General features: G+C 44.9%; 23 protein-coding genes (1 of these 23 cut by a window edge). 20 read left to right on the top strand and 3 right to left on the bottom strand.

The window, feature by feature from the left end:
- The 12 genes from rpe to A5878_RS16725 all read left to right on the top strand — a co-directional run.
- Nucleotides 1-587, top strand: the 3' portion of a protein-coding gene (rpe, locus tag A5878_RS16780; protein WP_086295794.1) for a ribulose-phosphate 3-epimerase. Its footprint begins 67 nt before the window's first position; only the last 587 of its 654 coding nucleotides appear in the window; its start codon lies beyond the left edge, outside the window; it ends in the stop codon at nt 585-587.
- The gene (locus A5878_RS16775) at nt 588-1,220 is read left to right on the top strand and encodes a thiamine diphosphokinase (RefSeq protein ID WP_005230235.1); all 633 of its coding nucleotides are present in this window, start codon (nt 588-590) and stop codon (nt 1,218-1,220) included.
- Nucleotides 1,221-1,362: 142 nt separating this feature from the next.
- The gene (gene mreC / locus A5878_RS16770; protein WP_010748844.1) at nt 1,363-2,220 is read left to right on the top strand and encodes a rod shape-determining protein MreC; all 858 of its coding nucleotides are present in this window, start codon (nt 1,363-1,365) and stop codon (nt 2,218-2,220) included.
- A gap of 2 nt (nt 2,221-2,222) precedes the next feature.
- Nucleotides 2,223-2,732 carry a rod shape-determining protein MreD gene (gene mreD, locus A5878_RS16765; protein ID WP_008381673.1) on the top strand — a complete coding sequence of 170 codons (510 nt, stop codon included), beginning with the start codon at nt 2,223-2,225 and terminating at the stop codon, nt 2,730-2,732.
- Nucleotides 2,733-2,917: 185 nt separating this feature from the next.
- Nucleotides 2,918-4,264, top strand: a complete 1,347-nt coding sequence (locus A5878_RS16760) for an NlpC/P60 family protein (RefSeq protein ID WP_086295793.1) — start codon at nt 2,918-2,920, stop codon at nt 4,262-4,264.
- A gap of 69 nt (nt 4,265-4,333) precedes the next feature.
- Nucleotides 4,334-6,082 (top strand): PTS mannitol transporter subunit IICB, encoded by a 1,749-nt coding sequence (locus A5878_RS16755; RefSeq protein WP_086295792.1) that lies wholly within the window; start codon nt 4,334-4,336, stop codon nt 6,080-6,082.
- Entirely contained in the window at nt 6,063-8,093 is a 2,031-nt protein-coding gene (locus A5878_RS16750; protein ID WP_005230244.1) for a BglG family transcription antiterminator, read from the top strand. Before A5878_RS16755 ends, A5878_RS16750 begins: the two co-directional genes overlap by 20 nt.
- Nucleotides 8,094-8,105: 12 nt before the next feature.
- Nucleotides 8,106-8,540: a PTS sugar transporter subunit IIA gene (locus A5878_RS16745; protein ID WP_005232954.1), complete on the top strand. Its 435-nt coding sequence runs from the start codon at nt 8,106-8,108 to the stop codon at nt 8,538-8,540.
- 310 nt (nt 8,541-8,850) lie between these two features.
- Nucleotides 8,851-10,623: a PTS mannitol transporter subunit IICBA gene (locus A5878_RS16740; protein WP_086295791.1), complete on the top strand. Its 1,773-nt coding sequence runs from the start codon at nt 8,851-8,853 to the stop codon at nt 10,621-10,623.
- Between the two features lie 15 nt (nt 10,624-10,638).
- Nucleotides 10,639-11,076 (top strand): PTS sugar transporter subunit IIA, encoded by a 438-nt coding sequence (locus A5878_RS16735; RefSeq protein WP_005230254.1) that lies wholly within the window; start codon nt 10,639-10,641, stop codon nt 11,074-11,076.
- A 22-nt stretch (nt 11,077-11,098) separates the two neighbouring features.
- The gene (locus A5878_RS16730; protein WP_086295790.1) at nt 11,099-12,247 is read left to right on the top strand and encodes a mannitol-1-phosphate 5-dehydrogenase; all 1,149 of its coding nucleotides are present in this window, start codon (nt 11,099-11,101) and stop codon (nt 12,245-12,247) included.
- 175 nt (nt 12,248-12,422) lie between these two features.
- A complete protein-coding gene (locus tag A5878_RS16725) occupies nt 12,423-12,722 on the top strand; it encodes a hypothetical protein (RefSeq protein ID WP_010748852.1) in 300 nt (99 codons plus the stop codon).
- A gap of 135 nt (nt 12,723-12,857) precedes the next feature.
- Here the strand turns inward: A5878_RS16725 and A5878_RS16720 are convergent, their stop codons facing one another.
- Nucleotides 12,858-13,370: a type 1 glutamine amidotransferase domain-containing protein gene (locus A5878_RS16720; protein ID WP_010748853.1), complete on the bottom strand. Its 513-nt coding sequence runs from the start codon at nt 13,368-13,370 to the stop codon at nt 12,858-12,860.
- 124 nt (nt 13,371-13,494) lie between these two features.
- Here A5878_RS16720 and A5878_RS16715 point away from each other — a divergent pair, with 124 nt between their 5' ends.
- The 3 genes from A5878_RS16715 (at nt 13,495) to A5878_RS16700 (ending at nt 15,424) form a co-directional block, all read left to right on the top strand.
- Nucleotides 13,495-14,046: a hypothetical protein gene (locus A5878_RS16715; RefSeq protein WP_010748854.1), complete on the top strand. Its 552-nt coding sequence runs from the start codon at nt 13,495-13,497 to the stop codon at nt 14,044-14,046.
- Nucleotides 14,047-14,228: 182 nt separating this feature from the next.
- On the top strand, nt 14,229-14,660 hold the full coding sequence (locus tag A5878_RS16705) for a hypothetical protein (RefSeq protein WP_010748855.1): 432 nt from the start codon (nt 14,229-14,231) through the stop codon (nt 14,658-14,660).
- An 8-nt stretch (nt 14,661-14,668) separates the two neighbouring features.
- Entirely contained in the window at nt 14,669-15,424 is a 756-nt protein-coding gene (locus tag A5878_RS16700; protein ID WP_005230266.1) for a DUF6681 family protein, read from the top strand.
- Between the two features lie 56 nt (nt 15,425-15,480).
- On the opposite strand, the gene A5878_RS16695 is transcribed toward A5878_RS16700, so the two are convergent.
- Nucleotides 15,481-15,888, bottom strand: a complete 408-nt coding sequence (locus A5878_RS16695) for an Hsp20/alpha crystallin family protein (RefSeq protein ID WP_005230267.1) — start codon at nt 15,886-15,888, stop codon at nt 15,481-15,483.
- Nucleotides 15,889-16,062: 174 nt separating this feature from the next.
- Here A5878_RS16695 and ispE point away from each other — a divergent pair, with 174 nt between their 5' ends.
- Nucleotides 16,063-16,914, top strand: coding sequence for a 4-(cytidine 5'-diphospho)-2-C-methyl-D-erythritol kinase (gene ispE, locus A5878_RS16690; protein WP_034858541.1), 852 nt, complete (start codon nt 16,063-16,065; stop codon nt 16,912-16,914).
- A 174-nt stretch (nt 16,915-17,088) separates the two neighbouring features.
- Here the strand turns inward: ispE and A5878_RS17580 are convergent, their stop codons facing one another.
- Nucleotides 17,089-17,265 carry a hypothetical protein gene (locus A5878_RS17580; RefSeq protein ID WP_179190653.1) on the bottom strand — a complete coding sequence of 59 codons (177 nt, stop codon included), beginning with the start codon at nt 17,263-17,265 and terminating at the stop codon, nt 17,089-17,091.
- A gap of 306 nt (nt 17,266-17,571) precedes the next feature.
- Between A5878_RS17580 and A5878_RS16685 the strand changes: the two genes are divergently transcribed.
- The 4 genes from A5878_RS16685 (at nt 17,572) to purR (ending at nt 21,003) form a co-directional block, all read left to right on the top strand.
- Nucleotides 17,572-18,531, top strand: a complete 960-nt coding sequence (locus A5878_RS16685) for a metal ABC transporter substrate-binding protein (protein WP_143353835.1) — start codon at nt 17,572-17,574, stop codon at nt 18,529-18,531.
- Between the two features lie 12 nt (nt 18,532-18,543).
- A complete protein-coding gene (locus A5878_RS16680) occupies nt 18,544-19,224 on the top strand; it encodes a metal ABC transporter ATP-binding protein (protein WP_005232967.1) in 681 nt (226 codons plus the stop codon).
- On the top strand, nt 19,197-20,027 hold the full coding sequence (locus A5878_RS16675) for a metal ABC transporter permease (protein WP_005230272.1): 831 nt from the start codon (nt 19,197-19,199) through the stop codon (nt 20,025-20,027). Before A5878_RS16680 ends, A5878_RS16675 begins: the two co-directional genes overlap by 28 nt.
- A 151-nt stretch (nt 20,028-20,178) precedes the next feature.
- The gene (gene purR / locus A5878_RS16670; RefSeq protein WP_005230273.1) at nt 20,179-21,003 is read left to right on the top strand and encodes a pur operon repressor; all 825 of its coding nucleotides are present in this window, start codon (nt 20,179-20,181) and stop codon (nt 21,001-21,003) included.
- The last annotated feature ends 131 nt before the right edge of the window (nt 21,004-21,134 follow it).

Here is a 21,134-nt window from a genome sequence, read left to right as displayed (position 1 = left end):
TAGAGCGCCATGGCGCAGATTATATTCACGTAGACGTGATGGACGGTCATTTCGTCCCTAATATTACCTTAGGCCCAAACATCGTTAAAGCGATTCGCCCAGTTACCAAACTGCCATTGGATGTTCACTTAATGATCACCGAACCAGAAAAGTATATCCATGCCTTCGCAGAAGCTGGGGCAGATATCATTGGGATCCACGCGGAAGCAACACCTCATATCCATCGTGCGATCCAAATGATTGTGGCAGAAAATGTCAAAGCAGAAATCGTCATCAACCCAGGCACACCAGTATCAGCCATTGAACATGTTTTATCTATGTGTGATCAAGTGTTAGTCATGACGGTCAATCCTGGATTTGGTGGGCAATCCTTTATTGAAGAATCACTAGAAAAAATTGCGGCGCTGGCTGCTTTAAAAGAAGAAAAAGGCTACCATTATGATATCGAGGTAGACGGCGGGATCGTTCCTGAGACAGCCAAACGTTGCTTGGAAGCAGGTGCAAATGTCTTCGTAGCAGGAAGCTATATTTACGATGCCGATGAACCTGCAGCACAGATCAGAGCCTTGAAAGAAGCTTTGCAATAAATGAAGATTTTGTTAGCAGCAGGGGGGCGCCCTGAAAATTGGCCACCGCTGATGACGTATGACAAATACATTGGGATTGATCGCGGGGCACTGTTTTTGCTTCAGCACCAACGGCCAGTCGATCTAGCGATCGGTGATTTCGACTCTTTGACCGCAGGCGAACTGCAAGCAGTCAAACAACAAGTCAACACAGTGATCCAAGCCCCTGCTGAAAAAGATGATACAGATACCCAATTGGCATTGGTGGAGACGTTGCGTCGCTATCCAGAAGCGCAAATCGACTTGATTGGTGCAACAGGAGGGCGTCTCGACCATCTTTTAGCCAATCTATGGCTGCCCTTAGAAGATCGGTTTCGTCCATTTGCCCCAAATCTGCGTTTTTTAGATCGTCAAAATGTCGTTCAGTTCTTTTTACCAGGCACCTATCAATTGGAAAAAGAACCCGAGATGCAGTATTTGGCGTATTGCTGTTTGACGCCGGTAACAGATTTGACGTTGACAGGTAGCAAGTATTTATTAGAAAACGTCCAAGTGCCGTACCCAACTTCTTATGCCAGCAATGAATTTCTGACACAAACAGCAGGTTTTTCCTTTAGCAGCGGGATGATAGCAGTCATTCAAAGTTGTGATTAAGAGACGGAACGTCTCTTTTTTTTGTTGAAAATTTCAAAAACATAATTACAAAAAAAACATTAAGACGGTCAACTTAGCTTTTGTTTGCAGGGTATTAATGGTAAAATTGGAACTACAGTTTGGAATTATTTGAGGTGTCTTTGTGAAAAAGTTTAATCCTAATAAAAATATTATCATCACATTGATTATTGTGATTTTAGTTGTCACCGTATTAAGCGTGACGATCGCCCGCCGAGCTGCGGGAAACTCCACCAATGTTGTGCAATCAACGGTCAATGACTCCGTTGGCTTTATCGATAAAGTGATTACAGCGCCTTTTCGTTGGATCGAAAATGGTGCGAATTCAGTCAAAAACTTGTTTGTGACGTATGAAGAAAATGAACGTTTAAAAGAGAAATTGGACAGTTTTGATGAATTGGAACAAGCGAAGGACAATGCGCAAAGAGAAATCGATGCCTTGAAAGAAGAGCTAGAGCTGAATGCGACCTTGACGAATTATGAACGGATCTCCGCCAATGTCATCAATCGGTCACCTGATACTTGGCAAGATATGCTGATCGTGGATCGAGGCTCAAGAGACGGTGTTGAGGTCAACATGGCAGTCATGTCGCAAAAAGGCTTGATTGGTCGTGTCATTGAGGTCAATGCGGCTTCTTCTAAAATTGAACTTTTGACTTCTGAAAACCAGAATTCCAACCACTATCCGGTTCGGATCAGCGGCGAAGATGGGTCAAACTTTGGGATTCTAAGTAGTTACGATCAAAAAGAACGTTCCTTGGTCATTACCCAGTTGACAGGGGACAATGAGCTGAAGGAAGGCGATGTCGTGCAGACCTCTGGATTAGGAGGAAACTCGCCTGCCGACTTAGCGATCGGAACAGTGATCCGTACCACCAAAGATGAGTTTGGTCTTGATACCCAAGTATTTGTAAAACCGTATGCCCAAATGTATGATATTCAAGCAGTAACGATTATCAAACGCTTGGCAGGTGAGGAATAGCCATGAAAAAGCATGACTACATCAAATACCTGGCAGCGGGCGTCTTCTTTTTGATGATGTTGGCAGATGGACAACTGACGCGTTTTTTAGAAAAATGGACCCAAGACAATTATATCGCCAGTGCGCATCTTTTATTGATCGCCCTTTTATGTGGCGCGAAGTATTTGCCGAAAAACTTTTTGATCACAACGGCGCTTGTGATCGGCTGCCTCTATGACGTGTATTATGTCGGTGTGATCGGCATCTACACGGTGGCGTTTCCCTTGATCGTGTGGATCATGTATATTTTGAAAAATACGCTTTATCAAAATGTATTTACCATGTTTTTCGGAATGATCATCTTTGTTACAAGCTTAGAAGTTGTGACGTTGGGCGTCCAGTTGCTATTTAAGATCGCCTCAGTTAGCACGTCATTCTTTGTTTCCCGCTTTCTAGCACCTACGCTTTTATTGAACATCCTTTTGTTTATCCTTTTAGTCGTTCCATTCATGAAGCTATTCAAAGACGAATAGCTTCATTTTTTTTGCGTTTGACTGTATAAAAATAACAGCGATTGAAATGTTTTTGTAATATTCCTTTTATCTCTCTGACATACGGCTGTGTTACAATCACACTATCGTGAAGGACTTTAGGTATTCTTAAGCATTTATACATAAAAAAACCATATTAGGGGAAGCAACAGCCGGAGGAATGAAGAGTGAAAAAGCGAATTTTATCTTTATTGTTAGTAAGTTCAATTGTTCTTACTTCTGCAGCAGCACCGACACTTGTCTTTGCATCAGATTTTGACAATAAAATTGAAGAAAAAAATAAAGAGATCTCTGACTTGCAAAAACAGCAAGCGAGCATCCAGTCACAAGTAGTAGCACTTGAAAGCGACGTGGCTGCAATCAATGAAAAAGCCCAAACTTTGTTGCAACAACAAGGTGATTTGCGTGCGGATTCTGAAAAGTTGAAGCAAGAAATTGCTGATTTGAAAGTCAGAATCGAAAAGCGTGAAGAAGCGATCCAAAAACAAGCCCGTGACGTTCAAGTCAATGGTCAAAGCACGAACTTTATTGATGCAGTATTAGAAGCTGACTCTTTAACAGATGCTATTGGCCGTGTGCAAGCAATGACGACGATCGTCAATGCTAACAAAGATCTTGTGGATCAACAAAAGGCAGACCAAGAAGCAGTTGAAGCGAAAAAAGCGGAAAACGACGATAAATTGGCAGAAATCGCAGCGAACCAATTTGAATTAGAAACACAATTAGGGGATCTACAAGCCAAACAAGCCGATTTAAATGTTTTACAAGCGGAATTGGCTGTTCAACAAGCATCTAAAGAAGATGAAAAAGCTGATTTAGAAAAACAAAAAGAAGAATATGAAGCAGAACAAGCACGCATCGCTGCAGAAGAAGCGGCGGCGGCAGCAGCTCGTGAACAAGCAGCACAAGAAGCGGCAGCAGCTGAAGCAGCTACTCAGGAAGCAGCATCAAGCGAGTCTTCAACGTCGAATTCAACGACATCAAACTCAACAACAAATTCTAGTACGACGACTGATACTACGCAAGGCAGTTCATCACAAGGTGGCGGTTCAACAAATACGACACCATCGACTCCTGCCAACAATAACAATAGCAATAACAACCAAGGATCGAACAATAGCGGCAATGGTGCAAGCAATACTCCTGCACCCGCACAAACGGTCAACGGTTCAGCAATCGTAGCAGAAGCAATGAAATACATTGGTACTCCTTATGTATGGGGTGGGACGACACCAGACGGCTTTGACTGTTCTGGCTTTACACAATATGTATTTGCTAAAGTTGGGATCTCATTACCACGGGTAACTTACGCACAAGAATTTTCTGGTACGGTGATCTCGATCAATGAAGCAAAAGCTGGTGACTTGTTATTCTGGGGTAGCCGCGGAAGCACACACCACGTGGCGATCGCTATGGGTAACGGACAATACGTTCATGCACCAACACCAGGTCAAAATGTTTCTGTTAGCAGTTACTCTTATTACTCACCAGATTTCGCGGTACGCGTAAACTAAATCAATTGAAGCTATTTCAAAAGCTGGCGTTTTACGTCAGCTTTTTTTGATTTCTGTTTTAAAAAACGTATGCTTTTTTTGTTTTCAGTCTTGCCAGAACATCTTATAATAGAGAAGAGAAAGGAAGCGGATAAAATGAACAAGACCTCGTCTTCCAGAGAAAAAATGATAACGGTTAAGTTTTATACGAATTATCTTTCTCGCATGATGATGCCGAATTTAAGTATTTTTATTGCGTGGATGCTGATTTCATTCCTGCTGCCTTTTTTCTCAGTCGATCAACAAGTGATCCAGCAAATGGAACAAGGGGTCTTGACTGTGCTGCTGCCCCTCATGATCGCCTATACAGGTGGGCAGATGTTGGCGCCTGAACGAGGTGGGGTCGTAGGAGCAGTGGCGGTCTTAGGGGCTATTCTCGCAACGGATATTCCCCAGGTCTTTGGGGCGATGCTGCTGGGACCGCTAGCGGGCTGGCTATTGTACCGCAGTGATTCGATCGTGAGCAAAGTCAAAAGTGGCTATGAGATGCTGGTGCGCAATTTTATTGCAGGTGCGTTTGGCGGACTCCTTTTTTTAGGCAGTTACTTCCTATTGGCGCCGCTTTTTAATTGGTTCAGTCTCGGCAGCTATCAGCTGGTTGATTATTTTGTTCAGCAAAACGTTTTGCCCTTTATTCATATCATTGTAGAACCATTGAAGGTTTTGTTTTTCAATAATATTGTCAACCATGGTCTATTTACACCGCTAGGGATCGAAGCAGCGGCACTCAATGGTCAGTCGGTTTTATTTTTGATCGAGGCCAACCCCGGTCCAGGATTAGGGGTCTTAGCGGCGTATCTTTTTTTTGGTTCAAAGCGAAACCGAACGAATGCCGCAGCATCCGTTTTTGTGCAGGCTATTGGTGGGATTCATGAAGTGTATTTCCCGTTTGTTCTGCTCGATCCTTGGGTGTTGCTCGGTCCGATCGTTGGTGGTTTCAGTGGCACGCTGATCTTCCAATTTTTAGGGGTAGGCTTAAGAGCGCCTGCGTCTCCGGGCTCGATCTTAGCGATTTTACTCAATACACCGCCGTCTATGATCCTAGGTGTCTTAGCTGGGATTGTCGTCAGTACGGTCGTATCGTTTGCGATCGCTAGTGTGCTGTTAAAACGGAAGTCCAATACAGAAAATGAGGAGCGTAAGATGCCGAAAATGAAGAAAGTCACGGAGATCGTCGTGGCCTGTGACGCAGGGATGGGGTCCAGTGCGATTGGTGCCAGCATACTAAAAAAACAGTTACAAGAAGCCCAGCTAACGTTTCCTGTCCGCTATCAATCGATTTATCGTGTGATCGATGATCCCGCGCTTTTGGTGATCACCCAACGGGAATTAGCAGCTATTGCCCAAAAGCAGACACCACACGCACAGCATTATGTGTTAGATAATTTTTTGGCGGCTGATGAGTATGCCCCGCTGATTAAAGAATTACAAAGAAGAGAACAGGATCCGCAAAAATCGCTGCAAACCGAGGCAGCAAGTTCGCTAGGAGTTTCAACGATCATCTTTTTGTATACTGGAAAAAAACGCGGTTCACAAACGATGGCAGTGGAGATACTAAGCAAAATGGCCCGCCAACAAGCGCTGTCTTTGACCATCAAAAAAATGGCGTATGAAGGACAAGCTCTTGACCCTACGGCAGTCTATATCCTCCCGAAAGAACTTGCAGAAAAGTGCCCGATCCCAGATGTTCCTTTACTGGTGGTGGATGATTTATTGACGGCAGATGCGTATCGTCATTTACTGACAGAAGGAGTCGACTATGTTTTTGACCAATCGTGAAACACTTTTATTAACGGAATTGATGAACAGTACCGGTCCAGTTTCTTTAGATCGCATGATGCAAGTCTTAAAAGTCAGTAAACGAACGGTGTACCGTGAACTGGCTAATCTAGAAAAATCGCTGGAAACAGTAGGAGCTACCTTAGAGAAGGTCGGTCGTGGTCATTTCCAAATTTTTGCATCAGAAACGAGCATTCGCCAATTGCAAGAAGCCATTATGGCAGATACCGATCAAGAATTCGCGGCTAGTGAGCGACAACATCGTATTTTGCTGCAACTGACTACCGCCACGAAGCCTGTATCTAGTCATTTCTTCTTGGATCGCTACCAAATCAGCAATACGACGTTTTTTTCAGATATCAAACAACTAGAAGAAAGTCTCGCACGGCTGCCGTTAAGGATCGTGCGCAATCAAGGGTATGAGATCGAAGGCTCCGAAAAGTATCGGCGGTTGATCACAGCCAATACACTAGTGATGGAGATCAATGAATACCAATTTTTCCATTTACTGGAAACCGATGATGAAGCCCCGTTTATTTTTCAATTTCTGTCCCGCGACCATCTATTGCTAGCCCAGCGGTTGATTCGGGAAACCATCGAACCGCAGTTCAAGGAACTTAGTGACCGCAAATTAGCCTTTATCGTCTTGATGCTGGCGCTAGCCATGGATCGGGTAGCTTTGGGCTATACGGTGGAAGAAGAGACGTACCCGAGTCAGATCAACAAAGACTTGCTGAAGGTGGCGAAAAAGATTTTTGCTCAGATCGCCGAAAAGACCAAACTGCTTTATTCCATCAACGAAATCGTCTTTTTTGCCGTGTTACTAGGTGATTTTGCCAATTCCTTTGATCGTGATTTTTTTGATGACAATTTTGATACTGACTTGGCTTATCGCGTGAAACGCTTGATCGAATTGGTCAGTGAGCAAACGGAAGTGGCGTTTTATGAAGATACGAACTTGTATAAAATGCTGCTGACCCATATCTCAGGAGTGATGACGCGGGCTATTTTAGAAGAAGATCATTTGAACAACCCTATCCTAGAAAAAATCATGAACCAGTATGTCGAGATCGCCAGCGGGATTCGCAATCATCTGCCGCAGGTCTTTCCGCAGCAGCAGTTCTCGGAAGAAGAAATCGCCTATATGGTCCTGCATTTTGCCAATTCGTTGGAAAAAAATCCGAAAGTGTTAGAAGTCAATATTGCAGGGATCTCTCCTAGCGGATTAGCCTCCATCAGTTTATTAGAGATGCAGCTGCGGAAACATTTTCCCTTTATCAATCAAATCACCTTCTTTCGAGTGGGGGATGTCAAACGGGAAAATATCGAGGAGACCTATGACTTGGTGATCTCGACTTCATTGCTGCCAGGGTATCAAGGAGAGTACAAACTCGTTTCACCGATCCTGCTAGAAGAAGACATTCAAGAGTTGAAGAAGGCCTTCCAAGCCATTAGTCAGAAAAAACGTTCCGCCAAAAAAGCACCCTCTGCTTTGGTCAAAGAGGAATCCTATGAAGCGGTCTTGGCTTTTATCGAAGCCATTAACCAGCTATTGGCGCTGTTTCAAGTGCAGGCCATTGATAACCCAGCGGACTTGGAAGAAACGTTGCAGCTGGTGCTGACGTCTTTTGATGAACATGTTGTTTTGGATCGTGAGAAAGTCGTTGATCGTCTCTTACGGCGCTACTTCCAAGCGCCAGTGGGCATTCCTGACACTCACTTTGCCTTGTTTCACGCGGCGAGCTCGGCGATCCTGCAACCAGTTTTTCGTATTTTCGACTTGAAACAACCTTTGCCCCTTTTAGCGATGGATAAAAAAGAAATCGCTGTTACCCGTTTATTAGTCATGCTTGCGCCGTATCCTATCAATGAAACAAGCTCTCAGATGTTAGGAAAAATCAGTGGTTCGATCATTATGAATGATCTAAATACGGAGATTTTTAATTCGGGCAATGATTCGATTATTTATCAGTTGCTCTCTTCGCTCTTGATTGAAGAAGTAAAACAATAGGAGGGATCAGCGATGTATATTCCACAGGAGCGGATTTTGTTGGATCAACACTTTACCGATGCCACAGAGGCCCTGACAAAAATTGGCGAGTACTTAGTCAACCAGGAGATTGTTTCCTTGCCCTATGTCAAAAGCCTTTTGCGTCGCCATCAAAAAACAGGTGTTTACATCGGCAACTTTGTGGCATTGCCCCATGCGGAAGAAGAAGCCCAGCAATGGATCAAGGAAGAAGGACTCTTTTTGATCCAAGTGCCTGATGGCGTTGACTTCGGCACGAAGGAGCAGCCCAAAATCGCTACGATCCTTTTCGTAGTCGTCCTAAAAGAGCAGCAATTAGCTGTTTTGCAAGAAATCGCCTTTTTTTGTTCTGATATGCAGAATGTTCGGGCGCTTAGTGATGCCGAATCGGTTGAAGAGATCCAACAGATTTTGCTGGCAGAAGAATAAGCAATCAGCATCAGACTGGCTTGCAACAAGAGCAGCGAACGAAATAAATGAATGAGCTGCCTCCGTGTACTTGCTCTTTCTACCTTGTGTAGAAGGAGCGGGTACACGTTTTTTTTTGTTTTGGCAAAATCCAAAAAAATGCTCCACGTGAAACATAACAAAAATAAGCGAGTGCAGGGGCTGCTCGCCTTTTTTGTTCTGTCTGTTTGGCTACAAGTTTTGGCACAGTTTTTTGTGCCAAAGTACGACTTTCGAGCTTTTTGGGAAGCGCCTACAATAAGGGTGTAAGCAGACGAGAGGAGAGAAAAAAATGGAACAGACACAAAAAGCAGCCAAATCATCAGTCAAAGCAAAAGTTCAAAAATTAGGCAGTACGTTGTCGAGTATGGTGATGCCGAATATCGGCGCATTGATTGCATGGGGTGTATTAACGGCATTATTTATTCCAGATGGGTATTTACCAAATGAAGCCTTTGCAACGATGGTCGGTCCAATGCTAACGTATTTGATCCCAATCTTGATCGGGTATACTGGCGGGAAAGTGATTGCTGGTGACCGCGGAGCCGTGGTTGGGGCGATCGCAACGATGGGGGTCATCGTCGGAACGGATATCCCAATGCTATTGGGTGCAATGATCATGGGTCCTTTAGGCGGTTGGGTCATCAAGAAATTTGACGAGATCTTCCAAGACAAAGTTCGCGCTGGCTTTGAAATGTTGGTCAACAACTTTTCATCAGGTTTGATCGGTTTTGCTTTAGCATTACTGGGCTTTGTAGCAATCGGGCCAGTTGTTAACACCTTGACAGAAGCAATGGCAGCAGGGGTCGAAGTAATCGTCAATGCCCACTTGATTCCATTAGCCAATATCTTTATTGAACCAGCAAAAATCTTATTCTTAAACAATGCTATCAACCATGGAATTTTGACACCACTAGGCACTGAGCAAGTCAGCGAATTTGGGAAATCGATCCTTTACTTATTAGAAGCCAATCCTGGACCTGGTTTAGGAGTCTTGCTAGCCTTCACTTTCTTCGGAAAAGGAGCAGCGAAATCTTCGGCACCTGGAGCGATCATCATTCACTTTATCGGTGGGATCCATGAGATCTACTTCCCATACGTCATGATGAAACCATTGATGTTCTTAGCAGTGATTGCCGGCGGTGTATCAGGAAGCTTTACCTTCCAATTACTAGGTGCAGGCTTACGGGCACCTGCTTCACCAGGTTCGATCATTGCGATCTTAGCAATGACGCCATTCAACTCGGTGATGAGTGTCGTTTCTGTCTTAGCGGGAATTGCCGTAGGAGCAGGCGTATCCTTTATCGTCGCTGCCGCGATCTTGAAAGCAGATGCGAAGGATACGGTGGATAATTTTGAAGAAAAAGTACAACAAACGCAAGCAGCAAAACTCAGCTCAAAAGGCTTGGCGGCTCAACCAATGACTGGCATCAATCGTATCATCTTCGCATGTGATGCAGGCATGGGCTCCAGTGCTATGGGGGCATCGATCTTACGGAAAAAAGTCAAAGAAGCGGGTCTTCCACAAAATGTTTCTAATTCCGCCATCAACAATTTAACGGACGATGCCAATACGCTGATTGTCACTCAAGAAGAATTGCAAGAACGTGCCAAACAAAAAGCGCCAAATGCGACCTTTGTCGCGGTTGAAAATTTCCTGAACTCTCCACGGTACGATGAAATCGTAGCCACATTGTCAGGGACTAAGACAACGGGGGAGTCAGCAAAAAAGTCTGAAGCAGGCAACCAGGTAGATGTTCCTTCCGCCAATGACCTTAAGCAAGTCAGCGAAATCATTTTGGCCCACGATGATCGCAAAGGTTCGGCAACGATGGCTCAGAAAGTCTTCCAAGATCTTTTAGCCAAAGAAGCTCTGACGATGCCGATCAGAAAAAGCCATATCAATGATCTCCATGCCAACGCCTCTTCACTGGTGATCACCAAAGAAGCCCTAACGCCGCAAGCGCAATCGTCAGCGCCAGAAGCGATCCACCTATCTGTCAATAATTTGATGGGAACGACGAACTATCAACGGATCGTGGCATCGATCAAAGCAGCGAATTAAGAAAGGATGAGCCGAATGCAAGTATTAGAAAAAGACATGATTGAATTGAACAAACAATTTGCGACCAAAGAAGAAGCCATTCGTTACTGCGGCGAAAAATTGCTGGCGGCAGGCTGTGTGGAAAAAGAATACGTCGAAGCCATGCTTGAGCGTGACGAGATGCTCTCAGTCTATATGGGGAACTTTATTGCGATTCCTCACGGCACGGATGAAGCCAAAAAATACGTCAAAAAATCAGGTATCTGTATCGTGCAAGTACCGGATGGCGTGAATTTCGGTACCGCGGACGAAGAAAAAATCGTCACCGTCCTTTTCGGCATTGCGGGCAAAGGGGAAGATCATCTGCAATTGGTCCAACAAATCGCCCTCTTTTGCAGTGATATCGATAACGTTGTCGAATTGGCGGATGCCTTAGATAAAGAAGAAATCGCCCAAAGCTTGACCGTGGCATAAGGATTTAAGGAGGAGACAAGACATGAAGGCAGTTCACTTTGGTGCAGGTAATATTGGTCGCGGCTTTATCGGCGAGATATTGGCTGCCAACAACTTTGAAATCACATTTATTGATGTCAATGAAACGCTCATTGACGCCTTAAAAGCAAGACAAGGGTATACCATCGAATTAGCCGATGAGACCCAAGAACAGATCCACATCGAGCATGTGACAGGATTGAACAATGCCAAAGAACCAGAAGCGGTGATCCAAGCGATCGCCGAGGCAGACATCCTTACGACCGCCATTGGTCCCAACATTTTGCCGCATATCGCTGAGCTGATCGCCAAAGGCTTAGAAGCACGTCAGCAACACCCAGACAAGCCAGCCATTGATGTGATCGCCTGTGAGAACATGATCGGCGGATCGACCTTTTTAAAAAGCGAAGTGCAAAAATACGTTGCGGATTGGTCCGCGTTAGAAGCGACGGTTGGTTTTCCAGATGCAGCGGTGGACCGCATCGTACCGCTGCAACATCATGAAGATCCCTTATTCGTTCAAGTAGAACCTTTTTGCGAATGGGTGATCCAAGAGTCAGGGATGAAATCCTCGATCCATCTGCAAGGGGTCCATTATGTGGCGGACCTGGAACCGTACATTGAACGGAAATTATTCAGTGTCAATACGGGTCATGCTACGGTAGCGTACACAGGCGCCCTCCAAGGCTATCAGACGATCGATGAAGCGATGCAGGACCATTTAGTGGTTATCCAATTAAAATCCGTTCTCGAAGAAACTGGGCGGCTTTTAATTGAGAAGTGGGCCTTTGATCCCGAAGAACATGAACGGTATATCGAAAAAATCATCCAACGCTTTAAAAACAAGCACATTTCCGATGCTATCACACGGGTGGCACGGACACCTGTCCGCAAATTAGGAACTGAAGAACGCTTTATCCGACCAGTCCTTGAGTTAGAAAAACGCAACATGCAGCCAGATCATCTCTATGAAACGATTGGCATGATCTTCAACTACAAAGACCCTGAAGATGAGCAAAGCCAACAATTGCAAGCACTTTTGGATGAAAAATCACTACCGGAAGTCATTGCAGAAATCACTGGCTTACAAGATGAAGACATGATTGAAACGATCCGACAAAACATTGAAAAATATGCGTATGTTGCCGCATAAAAACGAGTAACACACAGAACAAGCAGATAAATTGCCGCATTCGTAAAAGCTAGCCCAACAAGCGAGCTTTTGCGGATGTGGCAATTTCTTTCAACGCTTGTTCTGTGTTTTTTTGCTCACGGATTGACCTTTGCTGCTAACTTGACGATAATAAGAAAAGAAATGAGGGAGAGCGATGGAACGATGGTTTGAAGAAGCCCAGCTTCAAGTAATTGAGTTGCCGATCGAATGGCAGGAAAACCGCCCCGTCTATCGGGCCTTTATCCGTGAATTGCCGACGATCCAAGGGGAAGGAACTTCGCGGCAAGCTGTTTATCGGCAGTTGGCAGAAGCCTATGCGGCTTACCTTGCCCAACTTCGAGAGGCCAATGAGACACAGGAAGAAATGACGTCTTCCTTATTATCGACGGAAGAATTATTGCGCTACTATGATGGCGAGACTTTCGATGGTTTTGAGCTGCCCTCTGACGAGTAACGGGGAAAGAGCCATTCACTGAAAACTGAAAAGCTACGCAAGAAAAAACCGCTCAGCTGCAGCTCGATCGATACGAAGGATCGAACGCTGCAACTGGCGGCTTTTTTTCTCTAAGAAACCAAGTCTTATTCGTGGTTAATTCAATGCCTCGGTAATGGCTTGATTGAAGGCATCTAGATCATCTGGGTTTCGGCTGGTGATCAACCGATAGGTTTCGTCGATCACGACGGGCTCATCTTTGACGGTGGCACCTGCGTAGGCTAAATCTGGTCGCACAGAATCATAAGCCGTCAAGGTCAAATCTTTTGTCAGTCCTGTTTGGATAAACAGTTGTGGGCCGTGGCAAATGGCAAAGACGGGACGATCAGATGTCAAAAAGTCTTTCGTCAATGACACATAGCGCTCATCGGTCCGTAATTGGTCAGGGGAGAAACCGCCTGGGATCAACAAAGCATCAAAACTTGCAGGATCGATCGTATCGATGGTCGCATCGACGGTAAATGTTCCACCTTGTTTGCCTTCGACGGTCTCGGCGCCTTCATTACTAATAACGACTACTTCGTGTCCAGCCGCTTCCAGTGCTTCTTTTGGTGACGTCAACTCAACATCTTCAACTAGATCAGTGACAATAACAGCAACTTTACTCATTCGATCTCCTCCTTATTACTTGATGAACAATTTGTTCACCTGCTATTATTTATGCTAACGAAGATTTTCGCTGTTGACAAATCATCTGTTTGTCCGCAGCTTGAAAAAGAAAGAAGGCAACGCCATGGCAACGATCCAACTATTTATCTCTGATACCCCCCTTTGCTTTGAAAAAGCGGAATTCACTTTTATGGAAGAAACATTTGTCATCGAGAAACAGCAATTATTTGAAAAAGTTGATGCGGTGATGCATCAGGAGGTATCCTCGGCCTTGGTTTCATTGGTAGAAAAAGCCCTTTTGACGCTAGAAGCGATCGGGGAAGAAGAGGATTATTTCGACCTGCTTTATTTGACCTATGAGAATACCCGCCATTCCCTCAGCGGACAGCAATTACTCGCGCAGCCGTTTCCAGCTGTAGAAGCAGCCTTGCAGCCAGTCTTTGATGAGTTGGCAGAACCGATCGTAGAAAAGTTTTATGAGGAGCTGACCAATCAGCTAGAAGAAGTCGCTGATGATGAACTGTTTAGTTCTTATTATCTGGATGAGGAGGAAGCGGTGATCCAAATCGATGCCCCGATCCCACATGAAGAAGTGATCGCCTTGCCCGCCCTTTTACGGGATTACCATGGCACGTTGCGATTGACCTTTGAAAAGTTTTATGAATACCTTGTGTAGCGGCGGCAACTGCCGTCGTTGTTTTTTTGTGAAAACAGTTACATGTTTAGTTTTTTTTAAATCCTGCGACAGAAGCCTCTGGAATCTTGACCCTTTTGTCAGAAACGATTATAAAGGTAAGAAGAGGCTGAAGGAACCGAGGCTGCCAATGGGCAACATCGGGTAAGAAAAGGATGAGAATCATGCGAAAAGTCCCGCCTATTTTAAAACCAATTGCACTTTTAACGATATCAACGATTATTGCCACTGCCACCGGCGTGGTGAATTCAGGCAGCTACCGCCAACCAAGTCGTGCGACGGAAACGACAGAGACGACCGAACAAGCACCAAGTGAAAGCACACCCTCTTCGATGACAGAAGACAGTCAAAATCAGACACCTGCTAGCACGGACTCACAACCGACGAACGATGACCAGCAGACAACACCGTCATCCAGCAGTGAACCAGCATCGTCGGGAACGACACCGTCTTCTTCGACACCGGCCAGCACAACACCTTCAAGTGGAGCGACAGTTCCGTCAACGCCGGCAAACAATCAGGAAATACCTTCTTCAAGTGAAGAGACCACGCCAGATCCACAAGGGATCATGGATGAGAATCAAGGAAATGAGTAGGTGAGAAAATGACGCTTATTTTAGATTTAATCAACGGCATCCATAAATTTTTGGGCTATCTCGATATCAGTCCTAAATATTTGAACCGTGCCTATACCATCCTCAGTATCATTCCAACGGCGTATATTTTGCGGATCGTCTACGGGATGTTTGCGAACCAAAACTATTTTCAAGCGATCCTTTATACGGTCGGCTTTTTGGTCTTAGTCTACTTCTGGGTACTGAATATCTTCTATTATTTCTTAAACAAAAATATGAAGTTCGATGTCACACAGGCCTTTGTCAAAGTTTTACCAGACGAAGTCTTCAATATTGAAGGAGAAACCATCAGCACCACCGACATTGATCGTTTGACGACTGAAAAAGCGGTGATCCATTTTGAAGAAGACTATCAGCTGGTATTGGCGAATCATTTGCAGACCTTGATCGCTCAAGAAGAATTGGCGATCAAACCGTCATCCAACGGCTTTACGATCCCGAAAAACACCTTGTATCCTTACTATTTTGTTAAACAGCAAGGGGAAAATGAGTACGCATTGCAGATCGGTACTAGCTACACGGAGATGACGAAAGTCGGCACGATCCAATGGACAGGCAAACAACCTTTAGAGCCAGTGGGTTTATTTATCACTGGCGGTGATTTTATCAAAAATGATGTGAAATACCATGAACCCTACAGTTTGAAATTGTACGTCAAAAAAGAGATTTCTGAAGAAGAACCACAGACCTCAAGACAGGCGTATCGACGACAAGCACGCAAATAGGAAAAGGCAGTCCCCCCAGAGCGTTCTCTGAAGGGACTGCCTTTTTGGTATCTCGGTTATTCGATCGGGATATTTTTTGCGGGTGCATCTTTGTAGCTGGCTTTTGGTAACGTCAGGGTCAAAACGCCGTCTTCAAACACTGCTTTAATGGACTCGTCATCAATGTCTGTGATGGTGAAGGTCCGTTGATAGGCACTGCTAGAGCGTTCTTTGCGCAAATAATGTCCGAAATCCTCCTCGGTTTCCGTGGTCTCTGTTTGAGCCGCTGAAATCGTCAGCGTGTTGTTGACGTAACTGACGCGGATGTTTTCTTTCTTGATGCCGGGTAAATCTGCTTGAACGAGATACTTGTCTTCGTACTCTTTAATGTCCGTATTCATTTGCCGTTCTTGCCAAAAACTGTTCATTAATTTGCCTAATAGTTCTTCGCCGCCTGCGAAATCTCTTGGAATCAAATTTGCCATGTGGTTCCCCCGCTTTCTTTTATCTATTGAGTTGGTACTTCTATTTTACGAGGAACCAAGCCAAAGGGCAACCAAAATGGCAACAATCATAAAAACAAGAGAAATCACTCAACTATCTTATAAGAATCTGCTATGATAGAACTAAATAACTATCAGATGATTGGATGAATGAAGATGGAGATTATTGAAAAAGCGCCAGCTAAGATCAACCTCGGTCTCGATGTGTTAGAGAAAAGAACAGACGGCTACCATGAGTTGGAAATGGTGATGTCTAGTGTTGATCTAGCCGACCGTCTGATAATGGAAGAGATAGCAGAAGATAAGATCATTATAGAAACCAACAAAGCCTTTTTGCCGATCGACAAACGCAATAATGTCTATCAAGCCGCCAGTATCTTAAAAAAACGCTACGGCATAAAAAAAGGCATCCGTATCCGCATCACCAAGAATATCCCGGTGGCAGCTGGGTTAGGTGGGGGCAGTACGGATTGTGCGGCAGCGCTGCGGGGGATGGTTCGCCTCTGGCATTTAGACCTTTCCATGGCAGAGCTGATCGATATTGGTATGGAAGTCGGCACCGATGTTCCCTATTGTCTTTATGGGACCACTTCCCACATTGCAGGAAAAGGGGAGCTGGTGACGCCGCTGCGGCCGATGCCGCAATGTTGGGTCATCTTGGTTAAACCTCGTTTGAGTGTTTCAACGGGGAAAATCTTTCAAGAAGTTGAGCTAGACCAACTGCACCATCCAGATATCGCGGCATTGTCGGCCGCCGTCTTAGCCGAAGATTATCCAGCAATGATCGCTGCCATGGGCAATAGCCTAGAAGCAATCACGATCCCGAAGTATCCGATCGTCCAACAGATCAAAGATCGCATGATGAAATACGGCGCAGATGTTGCCTTGATGACCGGCAGCGGACCGACTGTCTTTGCTCTTTGTCAAAAATATTCGCGGGCACAGCGGGTCTATAATGCCTTAAAAGGATTCTGCGATGAGGTTTATCTTGTACGTACATTGAAATGAATGAGTCAAGGACACAGGCTGAATTCGCCTGTGTTTTTTTGTATGCCTTCTATTTCAATAGTAAAGAAAAAGGCAGCTGAAGTGGGGAAGGAAGCATCTAGAAGCTGCCCTACAAAAAAGTCCCCGACGAAAATAAGGCGTCAGGGTCTGATTCTTTACGTAAAGCAAAGGCTATTATTTTTGGTGCTGCTTCTTTGCGGATTTTTTCTTTTTGTCTTCTTCATACAATGGTTTGTCGATCGTTTTGCGGATTTCTTCGGTTTGCTGCGATGCAGGATCTTCTGGTAAGACGATTCGAGTCAACAAGTCGCTGTTGTTTACAGTTGGCGGCACAGTTACAAATTCGTTCATCTTCGTTTCCTCCAAGTGCTTTTAGGTTATTATCCTACATACTCTCTAATTTTTCAAGCTGGTACAGCAGGGGCGCATGGCGAATGGTGTAAAATATGGCTAAGTTCCTGAGAGAAGAATCCGCTTCAAATGAACGTTTTCTCCTATGTTTTCCGATTTATCTCGAAATAAAAGTTTTAAATCGTAAAACGTACGATTTGTCTTGACGAACCGGAAATCATTTGATAGAGTAACTTTTGCTAACAAAACGGAGTTGTTCCGTTTTAAAATAAAAAGAAGAGCCAGCAAATGGAAGGGGAAATCCCGATGAAAAAAATCTTACTTACTACAGCACTCCTTTTAGGGGGCGTGCTTCTTGGCGCTTGTGGGCAGCAAGAAGCGACAAGTCAATCGAGTGACACCGAGAAGCTGTCGATCGTCACGACGTTTTATCCAATGTACGAATTTACGAAAGAAGTCGTAGGCGACGCAGCAGAGGTCTCCTTGTTGATCCCTGCAGGAACCGAACCCCATGACTATGAGCCAAGTGCCAAAGATATGACCAAAATCATGGATGCAGATGCCTTTGTCTACAATAGTCCTGAGCTAGAAACTTGGGTCGCTAGTTTGACGGATTCCGTCGATTCTGAGCAAACAGCCGTGATCGAAGCGGCCAAAAACATTCAGTTGGTGGAAGGCACAGAGGAAGAGGATCATGACGCGCATGATCACGAAAGCGAAGACAGCCATGAAGGCCATGATCATACGTACGATCCTCATGTTTGGACCGACCCAGTCTTAGCGATCCAAGAAGTAGAAACGATCCGCGATGACTTGATTGCGAAGTTTCCTGAGCAAAAGGCAACTTTCACGGAAAATGCAGCTGCCTATATCGAAAAGCTTTCTGCTTTAGATGAAGCCTACCAAGCGGCGTTAAAGGATGCGACCCAACGAACCTTCGTTACGCAGCACGCAGCCTTTGGCTATTTGGCACGGCAGTATGATTTAGTCGAAGAATCGATTTCGGGCATTTCACCCGATCAAGAACCAACACCAAGTCGGTTGGCTGAGCTGAAAGAATATGTAGAAGAAAAACAAGTCAAAGTTATCTATTTTGAAGAAAACGCGTCATCGAAGGTGGCTGAGACCTTAGCTTCTGAAACAGGAGTGGAGCTGGCGGTCTTGAATCCATTAGAAAGCTTGACGCAAGAGCAGATGGATAACGGCGAAACATACCTGTCTGTGATGGAAGACAATTTGGCAGCATTACAAAAAAGTATTCACTAAGGAGGCGCCTGCGTGCGTTATATCGATGTAAAAGATTTGACCTTTTATTATGATGATGAGCCCGTCCTGGAAGACATTTCCTACTTTGTCGAAGACGGCGAATTCGTGATTTTGACTGGCGAAAATGGGGCGGCAAAATCTACTTTGATCAAAGCAACTCTTGGTTTGTTGAAACCTTCTAAAGGAGCAGTCACCTTGGCGACCAAAAATGCTGCTGGTGAAAAATTAAGCATCGGCTACATTCCTCAGCAGATTGCTTCCTTTAACGTCGGGTTCCCCAGCACCGTTTTGGAATTGGTCCAATCGGGCCGCTACCCAAGAGATCGCTGGTTCAAGCGCTTGACGAAACGAGACCATGAACATGTCCGCCGTGCATTAGATGCCGTCGGGATGTGGGACGTGCGTCATAAACGGATCGGCGAGTTGTCCGGTGGCCAAAAGCAGCGGATCAGCTTGGCACGGGTCTTTGCCACGGACCCTGATTTATTTATTTTAGATGAACCGACTACGGGGATGGATGAACAATCCCGCAATCTGTTTTATGAACTGCTACGGCACAATGCTCATGACCACGGCAAGTCGATTTTGATGATCACCCATGATCACGAAGATATCAAAGAATACGCGGACCGTCAGATCCGTTTAGTGCGGAAGGAGGATTCACCATGGCGTTGCTTTCATATGAATTCATGAGAAGAGCTTTTCTTGCGGCGATTTTTATTGCTGGTATCGCACCGATGCTGGGGGTCTTTCTAGTGATTCGGCGACAGTCATTGATGGCTGATACGCTGTCCCATGTCTCTTTAGCAGGGGTGGCACTGGGCTTCTTTCTAAATCTAAATCCGAGTTTGACGACGCTATTGATCGTAGTCATTGCCGCAATCATTTTGGAATACTTGCGAACACTGTACCGCAGTTATTCAGAGATCTCGATCGCCATTTTGATGTCTGGCGGCTTAGCGTTAGCCCTCGTCCTGATGAACCTTAGCGGTGGAAACTCCGCAACGAGTATCCAATCGTATTTGTTTGGGTCGATCGTTACGATCACACAAGAACAAGTCTGGATTTTAGGCTTTTTGTTTTTAGTCGTTTTTGCTTTATTCTTCTTATTCAAACGGCCCATGTACATTTTGACCTTTGATGAAGATACCGCTCATGTTGATGGCTTGCCTGTGCGAGTGATGTCGATGCTCTTTAATGTCTTGACGGGGGTGGCAATCGCCATGATGATCCCGATTGCGGGTGCATTGTTGATCTCTGCGATCATGGTTTTACCAGCTGCCATCAGTATGCGTTTAGGCAAGAGCTTCAATGCCGTGATTTTGATCAGTGTCGTGATCGGCATGATTGGGATGATGTCTGGTTTGACCAGTTCCTTTTATTTGGACACACCACCGGGAGCGACGATCACGCTGGTTTTTATCGCTCTTTTCTTAGTGATCAATTTGATCAAACGCATCGTGATCCTCGTCCAACGAAAACAACGCCTAAAATAAAGGGCTTTATGAAAAAGAAACGAAGAATTTTCGTTTCTTTTTTTTAAACTCTAATCAAAACCGAACAATATAAGCAATATTTTAGATAATGCTCGCATTTATCCCGAAAAAGCCTTATAATAAGGCGAATAAACTAAAGGAGTTGTCCGGTGTGAAAATACGTCGAAGTGAACGACTGATCGATATGACACATTACTTGTTGAATCATCCCCATGAATTGATTTCATTGTCCTTCTTTTCTAAACGATATGCTTCTGCAAAATCATCGATTAGCGAAGATTTATCTATTATCAAAAAGACCTTTAAAGAACGAGGAACAGGCATTCTTGATACCGTGCCAGGCGCTGCTGGCGGTGTTTTTTTTGTGCCTGAAATTTCTGAAGAAGAAGCGTATGCGTACGTCGAAGGGCTGGCAGAACGCTTGTCTGAGCAAGACCGTTTGTTGCCTGGCGGCTATGTTTATCTATCTGACTTATTAGGCGAACCGGAATTGCTGCGCCAGGTCGGCCGCATCATCGCTTCCAAATATTTAGGCGAACAAATCGATGCGGTGATGACCGTTGCTACTAAAGGAGTGCCGATCGCTCAAGCAGTCTCTTACTACTTGAATGTTCCCTTCGTGATCGTGCGTCGTGATTCCAAGATCACTGAAGGCTCGACCGTGAGTGTCAATTATGTCTCTGGTTCTTCAGAGCGCATCGAAAAAATGGAATTATCCAAACGCAGCTTAAAGCGCGGCTCTAGAGTATTGGTGGTCGATGACTTTATGAAAGGCGGCGGCACGGTCAATGGGATGAAGAGCTTGATTGAAGAATTTGAAGCCGAATTAGTCGGTATTACGGTTTTTGCCGAAACGAAATTCAAAGGCAAGCGGGCCATCAGCGATTACAGTTCTCTGCTGTATGTTGAAGATGTCGATACCCAGACCAAAACGATCTCGGTAGTACCGGGAAATTACTTTGAGAAAAAAGCCTGATTTTTGTGGCTCTTAGACTGGCGCAAGCAGCTGTTTTTTAAACGGCGGCCGCCAGTCTTTTTTTGATTGGTCTAGGTGGGGATTCCTTAAATCGTTGAAATTTACAAGTACTTGGGCTAAACTGTTTATAG

The organism is Enterococcus sp. 3G6_DIV0642, assembly GCF_002140635.1.
Lineage (GTDB): Bacteria > Bacillota > Bacilli > Lactobacillales > Enterococcaceae > Enterococcus_D > Enterococcus_D casseliflavus.
The sequence above is the reverse complement of the archived record's forward strand: the minus strand, read 5'-3'. Positions and strand labels throughout refer to the sequence as shown.

Coding starts and splice junctions, on each gene's coding strand:
- A5878_RS16675 (WP_005230272.1), top strand. CDS start 19,197: ATGGCGTTGCTTTCATATGAATTCATGAGAAGAGCTTTTCTTGCGGCG.
- ispE (WP_034858541.1), top strand. CDS start 16,063: ATGGAGATTATTGAAAAAGCGCCAGCTAAGATCAACCTCGGTCTCGAT.
- A5878_RS17580 (WP_179190653.1), bottom strand. CDS start 17,265: ATGAACGAATTTGTAACTGTGCCGCCAACTGTAAACAACAGCGACTTG.
- A5878_RS16745 (WP_005232954.1), top strand. CDS start 8,106: ATGTATATTCCACAGGAGCGGATTTTGTTGGATCAACACTTTACCGAT.
- A5878_RS16730 (WP_086295790.1), top strand. CDS start 11,099: ATGAAGGCAGTTCACTTTGGTGCAGGTAATATTGGTCGCGGCTTTATC.
- A5878_RS16755 (WP_086295792.1), top strand. CDS start 4,334: ATGCTTTTTTTGTTTTCAGTCTTGCCAGAACATCTTATAATAGAGAAG.
- A5878_RS16700 (WP_005230266.1), top strand. CDS start 14,669: ATGACGCTTATTTTAGATTTAATCAACGGCATCCATAAATTTTTGGGC.
- A5878_RS16725 (WP_010748852.1), top strand. CDS start 12,423: ATGGAACGATGGTTTGAAGAAGCCCAGCTTCAAGTAATTGAGTTGCCG.
- A5878_RS16750 (WP_005230244.1), top strand. CDS start 6,063: ATGTTTTTGACCAATCGTGAAACACTTTTATTAACGGAATTGATGAAC.
- A5878_RS16735 (WP_005230254.1), top strand. CDS start 10,639: ATGCAAGTATTAGAAAAAGACATGATTGAATTGAACAAACAATTTGCG.
- A5878_RS16740 (WP_086295791.1), top strand. CDS start 8,851: ATGGAACAGACACAAAAAGCAGCCAAATCATCAGTCAAAGCAAAAGTT.
- mreD (WP_008381673.1), top strand. CDS start 2,223: ATGAAAAAGCATGACTACATCAAATACCTGGCAGCGGGCGTCTTCTTT.
- A5878_RS16775 (WP_005230235.1), top strand. CDS start 588: ATGAAGATTTTGTTAGCAGCAGGGGGGCGCCCTGAAAATTGGCCACCG.
- A5878_RS16715 (WP_010748854.1), top strand. CDS start 13,495: ATGGCAACGATCCAACTATTTATCTCTGATACCCCCCTTTGCTTTGAA.
- A5878_RS16685 (WP_143353835.1), top strand. CDS start 17,572: ATGAAAAAAATCTTACTTACTACAGCACTCCTTTTAGGGGGCGTGCTT.
- A5878_RS16695 (WP_005230267.1), bottom strand. CDS start 15,888: ATGGCAAATTTGATTCCAAGAGATTTCGCAGGCGGCGAAGAACTATTA.
- A5878_RS16705 (WP_010748855.1), top strand. CDS start 14,229: ATGCGAAAAGTCCCGCCTATTTTAAAACCAATTGCACTTTTAACGATA.
- A5878_RS16720 (WP_010748853.1), bottom strand. CDS start 13,370: ATGAGTAAAGTTGCTGTTATTGTCACTGATCTAGTTGAAGATGTTGAG.